Origin of the sequence: Aeromicrobium sp. (assembly GCF_050700635.1) — a bacterium.
Taxonomy (GTDB): domain Bacteria; phylum Actinomycetota; class Actinomycetes; order Propionibacteriales; family Nocardioidaceae; genus Aeromicrobium.
Window position 1 is genome coordinate 1 of sequence record NZ_JBOHDT010000120.1, and the last position, 16,076, is coordinate 16,076.

Consider the following 16,076-nt stretch of genomic DNA (forward strand, 5'->3'; position numbering starts at 1 on the left):
GCGCCGAGCTGGAGGCGGGACATCGACTCGATGCCGCAGGCGATGCCGGCCTTGATCTGACCGGCGCCGATCATGGCGTGGACGAGATGGGTGGCCTGTTGTGCCGACGAGCACTGCGCGTCGATCACGGTGGAGGCAGTGGCGTTGGGAAGTCCGGCGTGCATCCAGGCCCGGCGCACCATGTTGTTCGACTGCTCACCGGCTTGGGTCACGCAGCCGCCGATCACCTGGTCGATCAGATCCGCGTCGATGCCGGTGCGGGAGATCACCTCGGCCTGGGTCATGCCCAGGAGCACCGCGGGGTGGAGACCGGCCAGGACGCCCTTCCTCTTGCCCACAGGCGTGCGGACGGCATCGACGATCACGGGGGTGCCCATGGACCAAAACTAGAACACGTTCTCGTTCAGCACAAGGCTGGGGCAGGCTTCCGAAACTTGGAAAGTCATGTCAGGATAAGTAGAACGTGTTACAGAAAACGAAGGATTCGATGTGACCACGACGCCCGCCGCCCCTGCCGTTCCAGCCGGTTTCGACCCGACCGACCCCGATCTCTGTCAGGCGGGCATCCCGCACGAGCAGCTCCTGGAGCTGCGGCGGACGGCCCCGGTCTGGTGGGTCGAGCAGCAGCCGGAAGCGCGCGCCGGCTTCCCCGGCGAGGGCTTCTGGGCGGTGAGCAAGCACGCCGACGTGGCCGCGGTGTCCAAGAACAGCAAGGACTTCTCCAGCCAGGAGAACGGCGCGATCATCCGGTTCGCCCCGGACATGACCCGCGAGCAGGTCGAGATGCAGACCATCATGCTGATCAACCAGGACCCCCCGGGGCACACCAAGATCCGGCAGATCATCAGTCGTGGTTTCACGCCGCGCTCGATCAACGCGCAGCACGATGTCCTCGTCCAGCGGGCCAACGCCATCGTCGACGACGCCATCGCCAAGGGCTCGGGTGACTTCGTCAGCGAGGTGGCCGCCGAGCTGCCGCTGCAGGCGATCGCCGACCTGATGGGCGTGCCTCAGGAGGACCGGCGCAAGCTCTTCGACTGGTCCAACACGATGATGTCCTTCGACGACCCCGATTTCGTCGACAGTCCCGACGAGGCTGCTGCAGAGATCCTCGTCTACGCGATGGGCCTCGCCGAGGAACGGCGGAAGCACCCGCAGGACGACATCATCACCAAGCTGATCACCGCCGACGTCGACGGTCACGGAATGCTCAGTGAGGACGAGTTCGGCTACTTCGTGATCATGCTCGCGGTGGCCGGCAACGAGACCACCCGCAATGCGATCACCCACGGCATGAACGCGTTCTTCGCCCACCCCGACCAGTGGGAGCTGTGGAAGGCCGAGCGACCGGCGACGATGGTGGACGAGGTGATCCGCTGGGCGACGCCGGTGACCGTATTCCAGCGCACCGCGCTCAACGACGTGATGGTGGGCGACGTCCAGGTCAAGAAGGGCGAGCGCGTCGGTCTCTACTACGCCAGCGCCAACCACGACGAGGACGTCTTCACCGACCCCGGGACGTTCGACATCACCCGCGACCCGAATCCGCACCTCTCCTTCGGTGGGCACGGCGCGCACTACTGCATCGGCGCCAACCTGGCCCGACTCGAGGTCGAGATCATGTTCAACACGATCGCCGACCGGCTTCCCGACATCGTCAAGGAGGGCGAAGCCCGGCGCCTCCGCCACGGCTGGATCAACGGCATCAAGGAGCTCCCGGTCAGGTACGCCTGATCCGGCGCCGTTAGGCCCGGGGATCGATCTTCTTCGCTCTTCGCCGATGGTATTCTTCTACCATGCGCATTACCATTGACGGTGCCGGTCGCATCGTGGTCCCCAAGGCGGTCCGCGACGCCATGGGGTTGGAGGCAGGGAGAGAGATCGACATGGTCTTCACCGACGGACGGATCGAGATCGAGGTCGCGCCGGCGAGGGTGAAGATCGAAGAGCATGACGGCCTACCCGTCGCCGTGCCCATCGACGACCTGCCGCCGCTCACCGACGAAATCGTTCGCGACACCATCGAGGCCACGCGTCGGTGACAGCTGGCACGACCTGCGACACCAGCGTCCTGGTGCCCGCGCTCATTCGATGGCATCCCGATCACGCACACACTCGCTCCGTCCTTGGCCGAGTGACGGCGTTGGGCGCGCACGTGCTGCTGGAGTCCTACAGTGTGCTCACTCGTTTCCCGGCTCCCCATCGATTCGCCCCGGCGGACGCTGCAGACGTCCTCACTCTCGCGACCATGACCGTGGCGCTTCCGGGCGATGACCATCAAGACCTGATCGTCGAGCTGTCGCGTCACGGCATCCGCGGTGGGGCGGTCTACGACGCTCTGATCGCGGCGACCGCCCGTCACCACGACCTGGAGCTGCTCACGCGCGATCACCGGGCTCGTGCCGCGTACGACTTGATCGGGGTGCGCTACACGCAGATCTGAGGTCAGCTCGTCGGCTTGTCCGCGCCGACGACCCACATGGCGAAGAACTGGGAGCCGCCGCCGTAGGCGTGCCCGTGGGCCGTGCGCGCGCCGTCCACCTGGTGCTCGCCGGCCTCGCCCATGACCTGGAGCGCGGCCTCCCCGAAGCGCAGCATGCCGCTGGCGCCGATAGGGTTGGAGGAGAGCACTCCGCCGCTCATGTTCACCGGGATGTGGCCCTCGATCCGGGTCTCGCCGGCGTCGGTGAGCTTCCAGCCGTCGCCTTGCTCGGCGAAGCCGAGGTTCTCCAGCCACATCGGCTCGAACCACGAGAACGGCACGTAGATCTCGGCGCAGTCGATCTCGTCGATCGGCGAGGAGATTCCCGCCTGCTTCCACAGCGCAGCCGCCGCGTCGCGGCCGGCGTGAGGGTTCACCTGGTCACGCTCGGCAGCGGTGGTGGGTTCACTGCGCATCTGGGTACCGTGGATCCAGGCGGCGTTGCGGATGTCGGATCGATCGACGGCGACCTCGGAGGCGATCACCAGGGCGCACGCGCCGTCAGAGGACGGGCACGTCTCGTCGTACCTGATCGGGTCCCAGAGCATCTGTGACGCCAGCACCGACTCGACCGTGGTGTCGGGGTTCTGCAGGTGCGCGTAGGGGTTCTTGAGGGCGTTCTGCCGGTCCTTGGCGGCGACCACGGCGCCCACGTGGTCGGGTGCGGAGGAACGCCGGATGTAGGAGCGCACGTGCGGGGCGAAGTAGCCTCCGGCCCCAGCGTGCACGGGCATGATGAACGGCACCGGCACCGACAGCGCCCACATCGCGTTGGACTCGGACTGCTTCTCGAAGGCCACCGTCAGCACGCGTTCGTGGATCCCGGCCTCGACCAGCGAGGCAGCGACGATCGCGGTCGAGCCTCCCACGGAGCCGGCCGTGTGCACGCGCAACAATGGCTTGCCCGATGCTCCGAGCGCCTCCGCGAGGTACAGTTCGGGCATCATCACGCCCTCGAAGAGGTCCGGAGCCTTTCCGACGACGACCGCATCGATGTCGGCGAAGGTCAGCTCGGCGTCGGCCAGGGCGCGATCGACCGCCTCGCGCAGGAGCCCGGCGATGGACACGTCCTCACGCTTGGCGCGGTGGTGGGTCTGGCCTACGCCGATGACGGCGGCGAGCGTGCTCATCAACGGGCCTCCATCGTCAGGACCAGGTTCTGCTGCAGGGCGGGCCCGGAGGTGGCGTGCGCGAGGGCCCGTTGGGACGCTCCCGACCACACCTGCCGTGCCGCCTCCCCGATCCGGTTCAGCCCGGCACTGAACATCGGGTTCGCGGTGAGAGCACCACCCGACGGATTCACCCGGACGTCGTCGCCCAGGCCGAGTGCCTCCCGGAGGATCAGCTCTTGGTGGGAGAACGGCGCGTGCAGCTCGGCCAGGCCGACCCCATCGACGCCGGCCGCGGCCCCGGCGGCCGCCGTGCTCGCAGACACCGTGAGGTCGCGGCTGTTGAGAGCGATCGGTTCGATCCGGTGCTCGAAGCCGGTGATCCAGGCTGAAGCGGTGTCCGCAGTCTGGGCCTTGCCGGTGGCGGCGATCACCATGGCGGCAGCCCCGTCGCTGACCGGCGCGCAGTCCCAGCGTCGCAAGGGGTCGGCATACACGGGCTGGCCGAGCACGTCGTCGACGGTGGTCGCGCCCTTTCGAATCGCCCACTCGTTGCCGGCGGCGTCGGTCATGGAGCGGGCTACCACCTCGGCCATCGCCTTCTCGTCCCAGAGCCCGCTGTCGAGCCCGAGCCGCGCCTGCATGCCCGCGATCGACACGCTGTCGGGCCACAGCGGCGTCACCGTGTACGGGTCGAGCTGCAGCGTCATGGTCCGGCGTAGGATGCCGGCCGACGCCTTGCCGAAGCCGTACACGAGCGCGCTGTCGACCTCACCGGTCTGGATCTTCACCCAGGCCTCGTAGAGCGCCCACGCGGCGTCCATCTCGACGTGTGACTCCATCACCGGTGGCAGCGCGCCGATCGCGTCGACGGCCGACACGAACGAGAACGAGCGGCCCGCGAGGTAGTCGCTCGAGCCGGAGCACCAGAAGCCGATGTCGTCCTTGGTCCAGCCGGTCTGCTCGAACAGCTCGGCGAAGATCGGGACGAGCAGCTCGACGCAGGTGGGGGAGCCGTCCAGCTCCTTCATCTGTCGCTGGGCGAACCCCACGACGGCGACGTCTCTCATAGGTGCACCCGGTAGCTCTCGTAGTCGGCGTCCGGCTCGCCGGCCGGCTCGAAATGGCTGATGTTCTCGATCGTCGTGCCCCACTCCTCACGCGGTTTCCAGACTGCCTCCACCCGCATGCCCATCCGCACGTCGGCCGCGTCCACGCCGAGAATCAGGTGCAGGAAGGCGATGTCGGCGCCGTCGAGCAGGACGTACGCCGACACGTAGGGAGGCTCGATCTTCTGCCCCATGAACGGCACGTTGACAATGCAGAACGTCGTGACCGTGCCGTGGTCGGGCAGCTCCACCTCGTCGGTCGTCGGGACGCCGTCCACCGGGCAGGCGCCACGCGGCGGCACGTAGACCTTGTGGCACACCGGGCACCGCTGACCGAGGATCCTGCCGTCGGCGAGTCCCCGGAAGAAGGCCGACTCCTCGGACGATGCTGCGAAGTCGTAGCTGAGGTGCACCGGGGAGACGATCCCGGTCACCGGCTCTCCGTCGGCGCGGTCCGGCGTCGGCGCCGGTTCAGCACCGAGAGGCTCGAACCAGCGGATGTCCGTGATCGCCCCGACGGTCTCCTCGGCCCAGCGCACCCGCACACGAAGGCCGGTCTCGACCTGGTCGGGCGCGTCGACCGCGACCGCGTGGAGAAGCGGCCGGTCGGCTCCGTCGAGGAGGACGTGGGCGAACGCGAACGGTCGGTCGAGGGGTTGGCCCGGGACCGGCTCCGGCACCCAGGCCCAGCTCTGCACCACTCCCTCGTCGCCGACCGGTACCAGCTCGGTGACCGGATCGAGCGTGTGTGTGTCGTACTCGGGAGGGGGCACGGCCACCGATCCGTCAGAGAGCACGCCGCCGAGGATCTGTCGGCGTCTGAGGCCGGTCATGAACTCCGACAGGGTGGCCCCGAGTGATCGGGTGTAGTCGAACTCGACGTTGAAGGGAGCGTGCAGCGTTCTGGGTTCGCCCATGCGGCCAACCTAGCATTTGAAGTAGAACGTGTTCTAGTATCGGACGCATGATCACGTCGGACGCCATCAACTGGAACGCACCGAACGACGAACACCCGGCCCGCGCCGCCTCGCAACGCTCCTACTCTGCGGTGGCCAAGGGGGACCTGGAGGAGTGGCTCACGGTATACGCCGAGGACGCGGTGATCGAGGACCCGGTCGGGCCGTCGATGTTCGACCCCGACGGCAAGGGTCACCGCGGCCACGACGGGATCCGGGCGTTCTGGAACCTCGCGATCGCGCCGATCGAGCGCTTCGAGTTCGAGATCAACGACTCGTTCGCCAACCCCGAGGGCAACACCTGCGCCAACATCGGACGGATCCGGACGTCGTTCGCCGACGGCAGTCACACCACGACCGAGCTGATCATGGTGTACGTCGTGGACGATGACGGCCGGGTGGCCTCGATGAAGGCCTACTGGGAGCCCGAGCGGACGATGGCGACATTCACCAAGGCCTGAACTCGGGCGACAGAAGGGAATCGCATGGGCGTCTTCGGCACGAACATCCTGGAAGGCAAGGTTGCCTACGTCGCGGGCGGGACGCGCGGCTTCAACCTCGCCATCGCCAAGCGCTACGCGGCCCAGGGCGCGAAGGTCGCCGTGATGAGTCGCAATGAGGAGCGGTGCGCCTCGGCCGCGAAGGAGATCCGCGAGGCGGGCGGCGAGGCCCTCGGGCTCCCGGCCGACGTCCGCGACTATGCCCGCGTCGCCGAGACGATGAAGGAGACGGCCGAGACGTTCGGCGGGCTCGACATCGTCATCGCGGGCCAGGCCGGAAACTTCTACGCGCCCGCACTGGGAATGTCGGACAACGCCTTCAAGTCCGTCGTCGACATCGATCTCCAAGGCACGTTCAACCTCTTCCGCGCGAGCTTCGAGCACCTGCGGAGGCCGGGTGCGTCGCTGATCGCGATCACGGCGCCGGAAGCGGTGAAGCCGCTCCCCTTCCAGAGCCACGTCTGCGCGGCGAAGGCCGCAGTCAACATGCTGCTCAAGTGCCTCGCGATCGAGTGGGGCCCCGCGGGCGTGCGCGTGAACGGCCTCAGCCCCGGCCCCATCGAGGACACCTGGGGCATGGACAACGTCATCGCGTCGATGCCGGGGATCAAGGAGCGCATCACGGAGGGGGTGCCGCTCCGCCGCTGGGGGACGCACGACGACATCGCGGACGCGGCGCTCTTCCTCGCCTCGGAGGCGGCGTCGTACGTCAACGGCACGATCCTGGACGTCGACGGAGGTGTGACGATCAAGTCCACCGGGCCGGAGGAGGGCGACGCCGTCGACTTCGAGGACAATCCCCGCTTCAAGGGTCCGGGCAAGGGAGCTCGGTAGGACATGGCGGTGACACTCGACAGGGACATCTACCGCGGCCCGCACTCGGGGCAAATGCTGCTGCACTCGCTCCGGCGGCACCGCGACGCGTCCGTGCTCCAGCTTGGCGACCGGAGCATCACCGGTCAGGAGATGGCCGACCAGATGAGCCGCTACGTGCGGGCCCTGGAGGAGCTGGGTGCCGGCACCGGTGCTGCGGTCGGTCTGCTGGCCGCCAATCGGCCGGAGGTGCTGTTCCTCATCGGCGCGGGGCAGACGCAGGGCTATCGGCGTACGGCGTTGCACCCGCTCGGATCCCTCGACGACCACGCCTACGTGCTCGAGGACGCGGGCGCCATCGCGCTGATCGTCGACAACGTGCCCGCATTCCTGGAGCGGGCCGAGGCGCTGCGGGAGAAGGTCCCCGCACTGGAGACCGTGATCACCATCGACGACCTCGCCGAGAAGGCTGCGACGTACGACGCCCAGCCGCTGGTCGCGAAGGAGCTCGCACCCGACCACGTCGTCGGCGTCACGTACACAGGAGGCACCACCGGCAAGCCCAAGGGTGTGATCGGCACGGCGGCGAGCATCGCCGCGATGACCCAGGTGCAGCTGGCCGAGTGGGAGTGGCCCGATGCGCCGTCGTTCCTCATCTGCACGCCGCTGTCCCATGCCGGCGCGGCGTTCTTCGCGCCGACGGTGGCCAAGGGAGGACGACTCGTGGTGCTGCCCGGGTTCGACCCGGCGACCGTCTTGCGCACCATCGAGGAGGAACGGATCACCGCGACGATGCTTGTGCCGAGCATGCTCTACGCGCTGATGGACCATCCGGACTCGCAGAGCCGCGATCTGTCCAGCCTGGAGACCGTCTACTACGGCGCCGCGGCGATCAACCCGACCAGGCTGGCGGAGGCGATCGACCGCTTCGGCCTGATCTTCTCCCAGTACTTCGGCCAGTCCGAGTGCCCGATGGTGATCTCCTACCTCGCCAAGGCCGACCACACGCCCGAAAGGCTCGCCAGCTGCGGACGCCCGAGCGCCTTCCTCCGCACGGCGCTGCTCGGCGAGGACGGCCAGCCTGTGAATCCGGGGCAGCCGGGCGAGATCTGTGTCGCCGGGCCGGTGCTCGCCGGGGGCTACTGGAACAAGCCCGAGGAAACCGCGGAGGCGTTCCGTGACGGGTGGTTGCACACTGGCGACGTCGCCCGCGAGGACGCGGACGGCTTCTGGTACATCGTCGACCGCGTCAAGGACATGATCGTCAGCGGTGGCTTCAACGTCTTCCCGCGCGAGGTCGAGGACGTGATCGCCGAGCACCCGGCCGTCGCCCAGGTCGGGGTGATCGGGACACCGCACGAGAAGTTCGGCGAAGCCGTCACGGCGGTCGTCGTGCTCCGCCCTGACACGGAGCGCGACGAGGTGTCGCTCACTCGACTGACCGAGGAGATCCAGGCGTCGGTGAAAGAGCGCAAGGGTTCTGTCCAGTCGCCGAAGCAGGTCATCGTCGCGGACTCCCTGCCCCTCACCCCTCTGGGCAAACCGGACAAGAAGGCCCTCAGGGCGCAGTTCTGGACCGGAGAGCGAAGCGTCGGCTGACCTCCAGAGAGGTCAGGCTGCCGCGATGAGCCAGCCGGCGGCCACGGCCGGGGTGAGGTAGAGCAGCGGGAACGGAACGTGGCTGTAGGCGTGGGCTCGGACCACGGTGATGACCGCGCCCAGGAAGTACAGGACCAAGCCAACAGCGGCGGCGATGCCGATGACCGGGACGAACAGTCCGGTCAGCAAGCCGATGGCACCCAGAGCCTTGGCGGTACCGAGCCAGGGCCACCAGCGTTCTGGCACCCCGTAGGCAGAGATGTTTTCCACCACGAAGGCCTTCTTGGTCCAGATGGCATAGGCGGAGAAGCCGACCCAGGCGGCGGCGACGATCACGACAACAGTGGTGACGACGTTCATTGAACAGTCCTCTCGGTGGGGCGATCCCGTTGACCGCCTCTCACCCCTTCGACTCGCCGCGCAGCCGAGATGTGACCGGTTCCCGTGTCTGGTCGGTCACATTCCTGGCGTTTGAACCGTCGACTAGACATGAAACACGCAGGGAATGGACTGGCCGTGGTGACCGAGGGCGAATTCGAGAAGCACCGTTCGCAGCTTCGCGCGGTGGCGTACCGGATGCTCGGCTCGTCAGCCGATGCCGATGACGCCCTCCAGGACGCTTGGTTGCGGGTGAGTCGCTCCGACACGGCCGCGGTGGAGAACATGGGCGCCTGGTTGACCACCGTGGTCGCCCGGGTGTGCCTCGACCAGCTCCGCTCACGTCGCCAACGGCGGGAGGTCCACGTGCCCGACCCGATCATCAGTCCGGAGGACGGCGTGGGTCCGGAGGAATCGGCGCTCATGGCCGACGGGGTGGGCCTGGCGCTGCTCGTCGTGCTGGAGTCGCTGTCGCCGGCCGAGCGGCTCGCGTTCGTCCTGCACGACACGTTCGGTGTGCCGTTCGACGACATCGCTACGGTGCTCGACCGCACTCCCGAGGCGACACGCAAGCTCGCCAGCCGTGCACGTCGACGCGTCCGGGGTCAGGCGCCGGATCCCGATCCGGACCTGTCTCGACAGCGAGAAGTCGTGGGCGCGTTCTTCGCGGCGGCCCGCGACGGCGACTTCGAGGCGTTGGTGTCGGTCCTGCATCCCGACGTGGTGCTCCGCTCCGACGGCGGCACCGCACGCCCGCAGCTCACCCTGACGATTCACGGTGCGGAACAGGTGGCCGCCCAGGCCCGCCTGACGTCCCAGCTCGCGCCGTTCGTGCGCCCAGTGCTGGTCAACGGCGTGCCGGGAGTGGTGGTCGCGCCGCGCGGTCAGGTCCAGGTCGTGATGGCGTTCACCGTCACCGATGCCAAGATCGTCGCCATCGACGTCCTCGGCGATCCCGAGCGTCTGGCCGACCTCGACCTCTCCGCCGTGCTCGAGTGAACCGTCAGCGGCCCTTGAACTCGGGCGCCCGCTTCTCGGCGAACGCGCGGGGGCCCTCCTTGGCGTCCTCGGAGGCGAAGACGGCTGCGCCGACCTCGGCGTCCGCCTTCCAGCACTCGTCCTCGTGCTTGCCCTCGGAGTCGCGGATGGTCTTGAGAACCGCCTGGACGGCGAGCGGTCCGTTCGCGGCGATCATGCCGGCGATCTCGTATGCCTTGGTGAGCGCCTGACCGTCGGGCACGACGTGCCCGATCAGGCCGATCTCCTTGGCCTCCGGAGCCTTGATGTGCCGCCCGGTGAGGAGCAGGTCGGCGGCGACCGTGTACGGCAGCTGGCGGGGGAGCCGCACCGCCGAACCGCCCAGGGGGTAGAGCCCCCACTTCGGCTCGGAGACCCCGAACCGCGCGGACTCGCCGGCAACCCGGATGTCCGTGGCCTGCAGGATCTCGGTGCCGCCGGCGATCGCCGGACCCTCGACGGCCGCGATGAGCGGCTTGGTCACCCGGTAACCCTTGAGCAGGGACTTGATGAAGGACGGGTCGAACTCGCCGGACTCGAACCGGTCCGACGGCGCCGTGGACGACATCGCCTTCAGGTCGGCACCGGCGCAGAATGACCCACCGGCGCCCGTCAGGATCACCACCAAGACGTCAGGATCTGAGTTCGCCCGGTCCCAGGCGTCACTCATGAGGGCCAGCATCTCCGCGGACAGCGCGTTGCGGGCCTCGGGACGGTTCATCGTGACGACCAGGGTGCGGTCCTGGAGCTCGACCAGGCAGTGGGCAGCGTTGGCGGTGTCTGACATCTCTGGCATGACGGCAGCGTAGTCAAGAATGAGAACGTGTTCTAGTCTTAGGGTCATGCCACTGAACATCGCCGACTTGTTCGAGCACGCCGTTGACGTCGTACCTGACCGACCGATCATCCAGGTCGGCTCCCGCAAGGTGAGCTACACCGAGCTGGAGGAGCAGGCCAACCAGCTGGCGCACTTCCTCGCGTCGCGGGGCATCGGCCCGGGCGAGCACGTCGGGATCTACGCGAAGAACAGCGTCGAGCACGTCGTGGCCCTGCTCGCCATCTTCAAGATCCGCGCCGTCGCGATCAACGTGAACTACCGGTACGTCGAGGCCGAGCTCGACTACCTCATCGAGAACTCCGACATGGTCGCGCTTCTGCACGAGCGGCCGTATGCCGACCTGGTGGCCCGCACCGCGCCCAAGCACGCCAAGCTCGCCACGATCGTGGTGATGCCCGACCCGATCCAACCCGACAACCAGGCCGACATCACGCCGTACAGCGGGATCGCCTGGGACGAGGCGCTCGCCGGGCAGAGTGCCGAGCGCGACTTCGAGGTGCGCAGCGGCGACGACCTCTACATCGTCTACACCGGCGGCACCACCGGTTTTCCCAAGGGTGTGATGTGGCGCCATGAGGACTTCTGGCGGGTCCTCGGCGGCGGCATCGACTTCATGACCGGTGAGCGGATCGAGGAGTACACCCAGTCCAAGCAGGCCGAGACCAGTGAGCCGATGGTGACCTTCCCACTCAGCCCGCTCATGCACGGCGGTGCCCAGGCGGCGATGCTGATGCACCTCTTCGCCGGCCACCTCACCATCCTCGAGCCGACGTTCGACGCGGAGCAGACCTGGCGGATCATCGAGCGCGAAAAGGTGCAGCTGATCTTCATGACCGGCGACGCGATGGCGCGCCCGCTGATCGAGGCCTACGAGGCCGGCAACTTTGACGGCAGCTCGCTGGTGGCGGTGGCCAGCAGCGCCGCGATCTTCAGCAGGCCGGTGAAGGAGAGCTGGATGAAGGCGTTCCCCAACGCCTTCTTCACCGACTCGGTCGGATCGTCGGAGACCGGGTTCTCCGGCACCGGGCTGCAGGACAGCGACAACATCCAGGGGGAGGGACCCGTCGTCGCGCTCGGCGCGGAGACCGCCGTGCTGGACGATCAGAACCAGGTGATCGACGCCTCTGCCGTCGGCGCCGTCGGCCGGCTCGCCCGCTCCGGCAGCGTCCCGCTGGGCTACTACCGCGACCCGGAGAAGTCGGCGCGCACGTTCATCGAGGCGGACGGTGTGCGCTACTCCGTCCCCGGCGACTTCGCGCGCATTGAGGCAGACGGCAAGGTGACCCTCCTCGGCCGCGGCTCCAACTGCATCAACACCGGGGGCGAGAAGGTCTACCCCGAGGAGGTCGAGATGGCGCTCAAGGGTCATCCCGACGTGTACGACGCGCTCGTGGTCGGCGTCAACGACGACAGGTGGGGCCAGCACGTGTCGGCCGTGGTCCAGTCGAGATCGGATGCGCCACCCACCCTGGAGGATCTCCGCGCCCACCTCCGTCCATTGCTCTCCGGCTACAAGTTGCCCCGCTCGGTCGCCTACGTGGACGAGATCCCCCGTACCGCCACAGGCAAGGCGAACTATCCGGCTGCCAAGAAGCTGGCCGATGACGCCCATCGAGGAGCTGTCGCTGATGCGCCCCGCCGAGGAGTCGGCTGATGCGTACTGAGCTCTGCGAACGGTTCGGGATCGACGTCCCGATCTTCGCGTTCACCCCGTCCGAGCACGTCGCCGCCGCTGTCTCCAAGGCCGGCGGCCTGGGCGTGCTGGGCGCTGTCCGGTTCAACGAGGCCGAGGAGCTCGACAAAGCCCTCGACTGGCTCGACGAGAACACGGACGGGAAGCCCTACGGCGTCGACGTGGTCATGCCGATGAACGTGCCGACCGAGGGCACGCCAGGCGATCTGCAGGCGATGATCCCGCCCGAGCACATCACCTTCGTCGAGCGAACTCTGCAGAAGCTCGGGGTACCGCCGCTGCCGGAGGGCGAGGGCCGCGAGGGCGTCTTGGGCTGGCTGCACTCGGTCGCCCGCTCACACGTCGACGTGGCTCTGGGCCACCGCCCGGTCCTGATCGCAAACGCACTCGGCTCGCCTCCGGCGGACGTCATCGAGCAGGCCCACGAGCAGGGTGTGCAGGTGGCGGCGCTGGCCGGAGCGGCGAAGCACGCGTTGTCCCACGTGGCGAACGGCGTCGACGTCATCGTCGCCCAGGGCTACGAAGCCGGCGGCCACACCGGTGAGATCGCCAGCATGGTGCTGACCCCGGAGATCGTGGATGCGGTCGGGCCCGACATCCCGGTGCTGGGCGCCGGCGGCATCGGCCGCGGCCGCCAGGTGGCGGCCTCGCTCGCACTGGGAGCGCAGGGCGTCTGGACCGGGTCGGTGTGGCTGACCACCGAGGAGTACAAGAACCTCAACACCAACACAGCGATGACCGAGGCGTTCCTGCGCGCATCCAGCGCCGACACGGTGCGCACCCGCATCTACACGGGCAAGCCGGCCCGGCTGCTCAAGACCAAGTGGACCCAAGCATGGGATGACGAGGACGCGCCCACGCCGCTCCCGATGCCGCTGCAGAACCTGCTCGTGGCCGATGCGCACAACCGGCTGAACGCGGCCAACAACCCGGACGCGATCTCGATGCCGGTCGGTCAGATCGTCGGCTCGATGAATGAGGTGCGGACGGTCGCCGACGTGATGGCTGACCTGATCCGCGAGTACGACGAGACGGTCGCCCGCCTCGCCGGCCTCTAGAACGACGCATCCAGCCGCGTTCCTCAACGCGCGCGTCGGAAAGGCGAACGGCCCGGCCGCCAGGACGGTCGTGCCCTACGATCGACCCACCAGCCTCACCCCGGGAGGGGGACAGATTGGGCGATAATCCGCTCCTCCGGATGGCAGTGCTGATTGATGCGGGGAGCACCGATCCGGGTGCCGCTGATGCACTGTTCGAGCTGCTGTCTGGCTACGGCGTCGTCTCCGTCCGCCGGGCATTCGCGGATTGGACCAAACAGGACCTGAGGCCGTGGTTTGCCAAGTTGCGACGACACGGCATCCAGCCGGTCCATCACTTCGCAGGCCATCATCCCGAGCAAGCTCTGGTCGCTCTCACCATCGACGCCGTCGACATCGCTCGTGAGTCCGCGGTGGACGCGGTCGCCGTCGTCGGCGATCTGGGATCCAGCCTCCCGCTGGTCGACCGCCTCCGCGCAGCAGGACTCCATGTCCTGGTCGTTGGCCCAGCAAGAACCCCACACACCCTCAGGGCCGCTTGCGACGAGTTCATCGACGCATCGACCCTGACCGACGCGTCCGTCAGCAACCCCGGCAAACACCGCTCCTGAGCCGAGGCAGCAGTGTCATCGTGCCGGGCGTCGGCGGTCCGCGCCGGCTCCCCCGACCTCCGCGGAGAGCAGGAGCAGGCGATTGAGGAGATCCGCGGCTCGTGCGACGCTGTCACGCTCGCCGCTGACGAGCAGGTCCAGGAGCAGTCCGCGGGCGGCGGCGAGGGCGAGGCGCGCATGGGTGCCGGCCTGGTTCTCAGGTATCCCGATCGCCCGACAGAGGTGGGTGACCGAAGGTAGCCAGGCTGCAATGAGCTCGTCGCGGAGGATGGCGGCGTGCTCCTTGCCCTGCATGGCGTGTGCCGCGAGCTCGAAGAACAACGGCCCGTAGCGCATGGTCGCCTCGGCGGTCTCCTCCCAGTACCTGGCCGCCGCCTCAAGGGGCGGTAGTCCGGCGGCGTAGGTCGCGGTCATCACCGCGCGCTGCCGTTCCTCCACCTCACGCGTGACCGCGGCGAGCAGCCCCTCGCGCGAACCGAAGTGGTAGATCAGCATCCGGTGGCTGGTGCCCACCGCCTCGGCAATCCCGCGCAGGCTCGTGTCGCCGATGCCGTTGTGACCGAAATGGTCGATCGCAGCGTCGAGAAGACGTTCGCGCGGCGTCGGGCGCACGTTGTGTGCAGCCGGCTGCGTCATGCGGCCGGTGTGCGGGTGACGCGCCGGTCCAGGCTCTCGGCCTCGAGTTCGATGTAGCGCTGGGTGAGCCGGCGCCACACCAGGGCAGCGACGGCGCCCATCGAGCCGGTCTGCTCGATGCCGAGGATGAACTTGGATCCGGCGGCGTCGGGGACGACCCGGTGTCGGCCCACCGTTTTCATCCCGGGTCCCTTGGCCTCCCAGGTGAAGCTCCGACCGTCGACCACCTCGGTCACCTCCCACAGCGCCTGGGGCAACTTGGGCTGGCGGACCTTGACGCGCGAGCCGACCTGGAGCGGGCCGTCGTCAAGGCGCTCGACGCTGTCGACCGCCGGGGTCCACTCAGGCCACCGAGCGATGTCGCTGAGCACTTCCCAGACCTGTTGGGCCGGCGCCTCGATATGCCTGCTGATGTTGAAGAATCGCCTCATGTACCAGATGGTACATCGGGCGAGGTGGTCACACCCCTGCGCACCGACCCGCGGTCAGCTCTTCTTCAGCTCCTCGGCGAGCATTACGAGGATGCCGCTGGGACCGCGGACATAGGTGAGCTTGTAGACGTCCCTGTAGGTCGCCACGCCGCGCAACGGGCGGCACCCGTGCCTCGCCGCGATCTCGAGGGCTTCGTCGATGTCATCGACTGAGAAGGCGACACGGTGCATGCCGATCTCGTTGGGCCGGGTGGGCTTCGTCTCGATCGCGTCGGGGTGGATGTACTCGAAGAGCTCGAGGCGACCATTGCCGTCTGGCGTCTGGAGCATGGCGATGTTGGCGTGGTTGCCGTCGAGACCGACGGCGGTGTCGGTCCACTCGCCACTGACCGTGTCGCGGCCGAGGACGGTCAGGCCGAGGTCGGTGAAGAAGGCGATCGTCGCTTCGAGGTCGCGGACGGCGATGCCGACGTTCTCAAGTTTGATGGGCATGCGATGCACGCTATCGAGTCAGGGCGATTCGCTCAGGTACGTGGGCTGCCGGTTCTCGATCACCCGGGCCCAAGAGCATTTCGCAAGATCGGGGTCGCGTCAGTCACAGGACACCACGGCGCAAAGCCGGGCAAGGCCAAGGCCAGTAGCCGCTGGGATAGGGTCCTACAAGACCTGTCCGCATGGATGCCCGGTGAGGGACGGCAGCCGAGTCGCACCCGACCACGGTTGGCGACACGCGCCGACTCGTGCGCCCTGATCCGAGTGGCTCGTCTCACGGCAGGTAGCGCGTTCCACGCTCCTCGCGAGTCCAGGTGACGTCGGTGATCCCGGCCGCGGTGAGCTCGCGATGGAGCACTTTGTTCGTCGCGGTGC

The 16,076-nt window shown here is 68.0% G+C and carries 18 protein-coding genes and 1 pseudogene; 10 read left to right on the top strand and 9 right to left on the bottom strand.

Annotation, left to right across the window (positions count from 1 at the left end; translation table 11 throughout):
- Positions 1 to 377: pseudogene (locus ACRDPN_RS09735) on the bottom strand (steroid 3-ketoacyl-CoA thiolase); the annotation flags it as partial.
- 112 nt (positions 378 to 489) lie between these two features.
- Here ACRDPN_RS09735 and ACRDPN_RS09740 point away from each other — a divergent pair.
- From ACRDPN_RS09740 to ACRDPN_RS09750, 3 genes are all read left to right on the top strand, one after another.
- Entirely contained in the window at positions 490 to 1,734 is a 1,245-nt protein-coding gene (locus ACRDPN_RS09740) for a cytochrome P450 (RefSeq protein ID WP_431447252.1), read from the top strand.
- 62 nt (positions 1,735 to 1,796) lie between these two features.
- Positions 1,797 to 2,042: an AbrB/MazE/SpoVT family DNA-binding domain-containing protein gene (locus ACRDPN_RS09745; RefSeq protein WP_431447253.1), complete on the top strand. Its 246-nt coding sequence runs from the start codon at positions 1,797 to 1,799 to the stop codon at positions 2,040 to 2,042.
- Positions 2,039 to 2,443, top strand: coding sequence for a type II toxin-antitoxin system VapC family toxin (locus tag ACRDPN_RS09750; protein ID WP_431447254.1), 405 nt, complete (start codon positions 2,039 to 2,041; stop codon positions 2,441 to 2,443). The genes ACRDPN_RS09745 and ACRDPN_RS09750 overlap by 4 nt, the downstream gene beginning before the upstream one ends.
- 2 nt (positions 2,444 to 2,445) lie before the next feature.
- On the opposite strand, the gene ACRDPN_RS09755 is transcribed toward ACRDPN_RS09750, so the two are convergent.
- The 3 genes from ACRDPN_RS09755 to ACRDPN_RS09765 are packed head-to-tail and all read right to left on the bottom strand — an operon-like array spanning position 2,446 to position 5,617.
- Positions 2,446 to 3,612, bottom strand: a complete 1,167-nt coding sequence (locus tag ACRDPN_RS09755; RefSeq protein ID WP_431447255.1) for a thiolase domain-containing protein — start codon at positions 3,610 to 3,612, stop codon at positions 2,446 to 2,448.
- Positions 3,612 to 4,661, bottom strand: a complete 1,050-nt coding sequence (locus ACRDPN_RS09760) for a thiolase domain-containing protein (RefSeq protein ID WP_431447256.1) — start codon at positions 4,659 to 4,661, stop codon at positions 3,612 to 3,614. Before ACRDPN_RS09760 ends, ACRDPN_RS09755 begins: the two co-directional genes overlap by 1 nt.
- Positions 4,658 to 5,617, bottom strand: coding sequence for a Zn-ribbon domain-containing OB-fold protein (locus tag ACRDPN_RS09765; RefSeq protein WP_431447257.1), 960 nt, complete (start codon positions 5,615 to 5,617; stop codon positions 4,658 to 4,660). Before ACRDPN_RS09765 ends, ACRDPN_RS09760 begins: the two co-directional genes overlap by 4 nt.
- Before the next feature lie 47 nt (positions 5,618 to 5,664).
- Here ACRDPN_RS09765 and ACRDPN_RS09770 point away from each other — a divergent pair, with 47 nt between their 5' ends.
- From ACRDPN_RS09770 to fadD8, 3 genes are read left to right on the top strand one after another with little or no spacing between them, the layout of a single operon-like run.
- Positions 5,665 to 6,117, top strand: a complete 453-nt coding sequence (locus tag ACRDPN_RS09770) for a nuclear transport factor 2 family protein (protein WP_431447258.1) — start codon at positions 5,665 to 5,667, stop codon at positions 6,115 to 6,117.
- A 24-nt stretch (positions 6,118 to 6,141) separates the two neighbouring features.
- Complete coding sequence (locus ACRDPN_RS09775) at positions 6,142 to 6,990, top strand: SDR family oxidoreductase (RefSeq protein WP_431447259.1); 849 nt, start codon at positions 6,142 to 6,144, stop codon at positions 6,988 to 6,990.
- A gap of 9 nt (positions 6,991 to 6,999) precedes the next feature.
- The gene (fadD8, locus tag ACRDPN_RS09780) at positions 7,000 to 8,568 is read left to right on the top strand and encodes a fatty-acid--CoA ligase FadD8 (protein ID WP_431447260.1); all 1,569 of its coding nucleotides are present in this window, start codon (positions 7,000 to 7,002) and stop codon (positions 8,566 to 8,568) included.
- Between the two features lie 12 nt (positions 8,569 to 8,580).
- Here the strand turns inward: fadD8 and ACRDPN_RS09785 are convergent, their stop codons facing one another.
- Positions 8,581 to 8,928 carry a DoxX family protein gene (locus tag ACRDPN_RS09785; RefSeq protein ID WP_431447261.1) on the bottom strand — a complete coding sequence of 116 codons (348 nt, stop codon included), beginning with the start codon at positions 8,926 to 8,928 and terminating at the stop codon, positions 8,581 to 8,583.
- Positions 8,929 to 9,087: 159 nt separating this feature from the next.
- Between ACRDPN_RS09785 and sigJ the strand changes: the two genes are divergently transcribed.
- A complete protein-coding gene (sigJ, locus tag ACRDPN_RS09790; protein ID WP_431447262.1) occupies positions 9,088 to 9,945 on the top strand; it encodes an RNA polymerase sigma factor SigJ in 858 nt (285 codons plus the stop codon).
- Positions 9,946 to 9,949: 4 nt separating this feature from the next.
- Here the strand turns inward: sigJ and ACRDPN_RS09795 are convergent, their stop codons facing one another.
- On the bottom strand, positions 9,950 to 10,759 hold the full coding sequence (locus ACRDPN_RS09795; protein ID WP_431447263.1) for a crotonase/enoyl-CoA hydratase family protein: 810 nt from the start codon (positions 10,757 to 10,759) through the stop codon (positions 9,950 to 9,952).
- 46 nt (positions 10,760 to 10,805) lie between these two features.
- On the opposite strand from ACRDPN_RS09795, the gene ACRDPN_RS09800 reads away from it, so the two are divergent.
- From ACRDPN_RS09800 to ACRDPN_RS09810, 3 genes are all read left to right on the top strand, one after another.
- Positions 10,806 to 12,455: an acyl-CoA synthetase gene (locus tag ACRDPN_RS09800; protein WP_431447264.1), complete on the top strand. Its 1,650-nt coding sequence runs from the start codon at positions 10,806 to 10,808 to the stop codon at positions 12,453 to 12,455.
- Positions 12,455 to 13,552, top strand: a complete 1,098-nt coding sequence (locus ACRDPN_RS09805) for an NAD(P)H-dependent flavin oxidoreductase (protein ID WP_431447265.1) — start codon at positions 12,455 to 12,457, stop codon at positions 13,550 to 13,552. The genes ACRDPN_RS09800 and ACRDPN_RS09805 overlap by 1 nt, the downstream gene beginning before the upstream one ends.
- Before the next feature lie 140 nt (positions 13,553 to 13,692).
- Positions 13,693 to 14,142: an NYN domain-containing protein gene (locus ACRDPN_RS09810; protein WP_431447266.1), complete on the top strand. Its 450-nt coding sequence runs from the start codon at positions 13,693 to 13,695 to the stop codon at positions 14,140 to 14,142.
- Between the two features lie 15 nt (positions 14,143 to 14,157).
- Here ACRDPN_RS09810 and ACRDPN_RS09815 read toward each other — a convergent pair whose 3' ends face one another.
- From ACRDPN_RS09815 to ACRDPN_RS09825, 3 genes are read right to left on the bottom strand one after another with little or no spacing between them, the layout of a single operon-like run.
- Positions 14,158 to 14,778, bottom strand: a complete 621-nt coding sequence (locus ACRDPN_RS09815) for a TetR/AcrR family transcriptional regulator (RefSeq protein ID WP_431447267.1) — start codon at positions 14,776 to 14,778, stop codon at positions 14,158 to 14,160.
- Positions 14,775 to 15,209: an SRPBCC family protein gene (locus tag ACRDPN_RS09820; RefSeq protein WP_431447268.1), complete on the bottom strand. Its 435-nt coding sequence runs from the start codon at positions 15,207 to 15,209 to the stop codon at positions 14,775 to 14,777. The genes ACRDPN_RS09815 and ACRDPN_RS09820 overlap by 4 nt, the downstream gene beginning before the upstream one ends.
- 54 nt (positions 15,210 to 15,263) lie before the next feature.
- On the bottom strand, positions 15,264 to 15,701 hold the full coding sequence (locus tag ACRDPN_RS09825; RefSeq protein WP_431447269.1) for a VOC family protein: 438 nt from the start codon (positions 15,699 to 15,701) through the stop codon (positions 15,264 to 15,266).
- Positions 15,702 to 16,076: the final 375 nt, after the last annotated feature.

What these genes read in the sequence shown, in the direction of transcription:
- ACRDPN_RS09810 (WP_431447266.1), top strand. Translation starts at nt 13,693, where the DNA reads ATGGCAGTGCTGATTGATGCGGGGAGCACCGATCCGGGTGCCGCTGAT.
- ACRDPN_RS09770 (WP_431447258.1), top strand. Translation starts at nt 5,665, where the DNA reads ATGATCACGTCGGACGCCATCAACTGGAACGCACCGAACGACGAACAC.
- ACRDPN_RS09775 (WP_431447259.1), top strand. Translation starts at nt 6,142, where the DNA reads ATGGGCGTCTTCGGCACGAACATCCTGGAAGGCAAGGTTGCCTACGTC.
- ACRDPN_RS09820 (WP_431447268.1), bottom strand. Translation starts at nt 15,209, where the DNA reads ATGAGGCGATTCTTCAACATCAGCAGGCATATCGAGGCGCCGGCCCAA.
- ACRDPN_RS09745 (WP_431447253.1), top strand. Translation starts at nt 1,797, where the DNA reads ATGCGCATTACCATTGACGGTGCCGGTCGCATCGTGGTCCCCAAGGCG.
- ACRDPN_RS09800 (WP_431447264.1), top strand. Translation starts at nt 10,806, where the DNA reads ATGCCACTGAACATCGCCGACTTGTTCGAGCACGCCGTTGACGTCGTA.
- ACRDPN_RS09785 (WP_431447261.1), bottom strand. Translation starts at nt 8,928, where the DNA reads ATGAACGTCGTCACCACTGTTGTCGTGATCGTCGCCGCCGCCTGGGTC.
- ACRDPN_RS09825 (WP_431447269.1), bottom strand. Translation starts at nt 15,701, where the DNA reads ATGCCCATCAAACTTGAGAACGTCGGCATCGCCGTCCGCGACCTCGAA.
- ACRDPN_RS09805 (WP_431447265.1), top strand. Translation starts at nt 12,455, where the DNA reads ATGCGTACTGAGCTCTGCGAACGGTTCGGGATCGACGTCCCGATCTTC.
- ACRDPN_RS09795 (WP_431447263.1), bottom strand. Translation starts at nt 10,759, where the DNA reads ATGCCAGAGATGTCAGACACCGCCAACGCTGCCCACTGCCTGGTCGAG.
- ACRDPN_RS09765 (WP_431447257.1), bottom strand. Translation starts at nt 5,617, where the DNA reads ATGGGCGAACCCAGAACGCTGCACGCTCCCTTCAACGTCGAGTTCGAC.
- ACRDPN_RS09815 (WP_431447267.1), bottom strand. Translation starts at nt 14,778, where the DNA reads ATGACGCAGCCGGCTGCACACAACGTGCGCCCGACGCCGCGCGAACGT.
- ACRDPN_RS09760 (WP_431447256.1), bottom strand. Translation starts at nt 4,661, where the DNA reads ATGAGAGACGTCGCCGTCGTGGGGTTCGCCCAGCGACAGATGAAGGAG.
- ACRDPN_RS09755 (WP_431447255.1), bottom strand. Translation starts at nt 3,612, where the DNA reads ATGAGCACGCTCGCCGCCGTCATCGGCGTAGGCCAGACCCACCACCGC.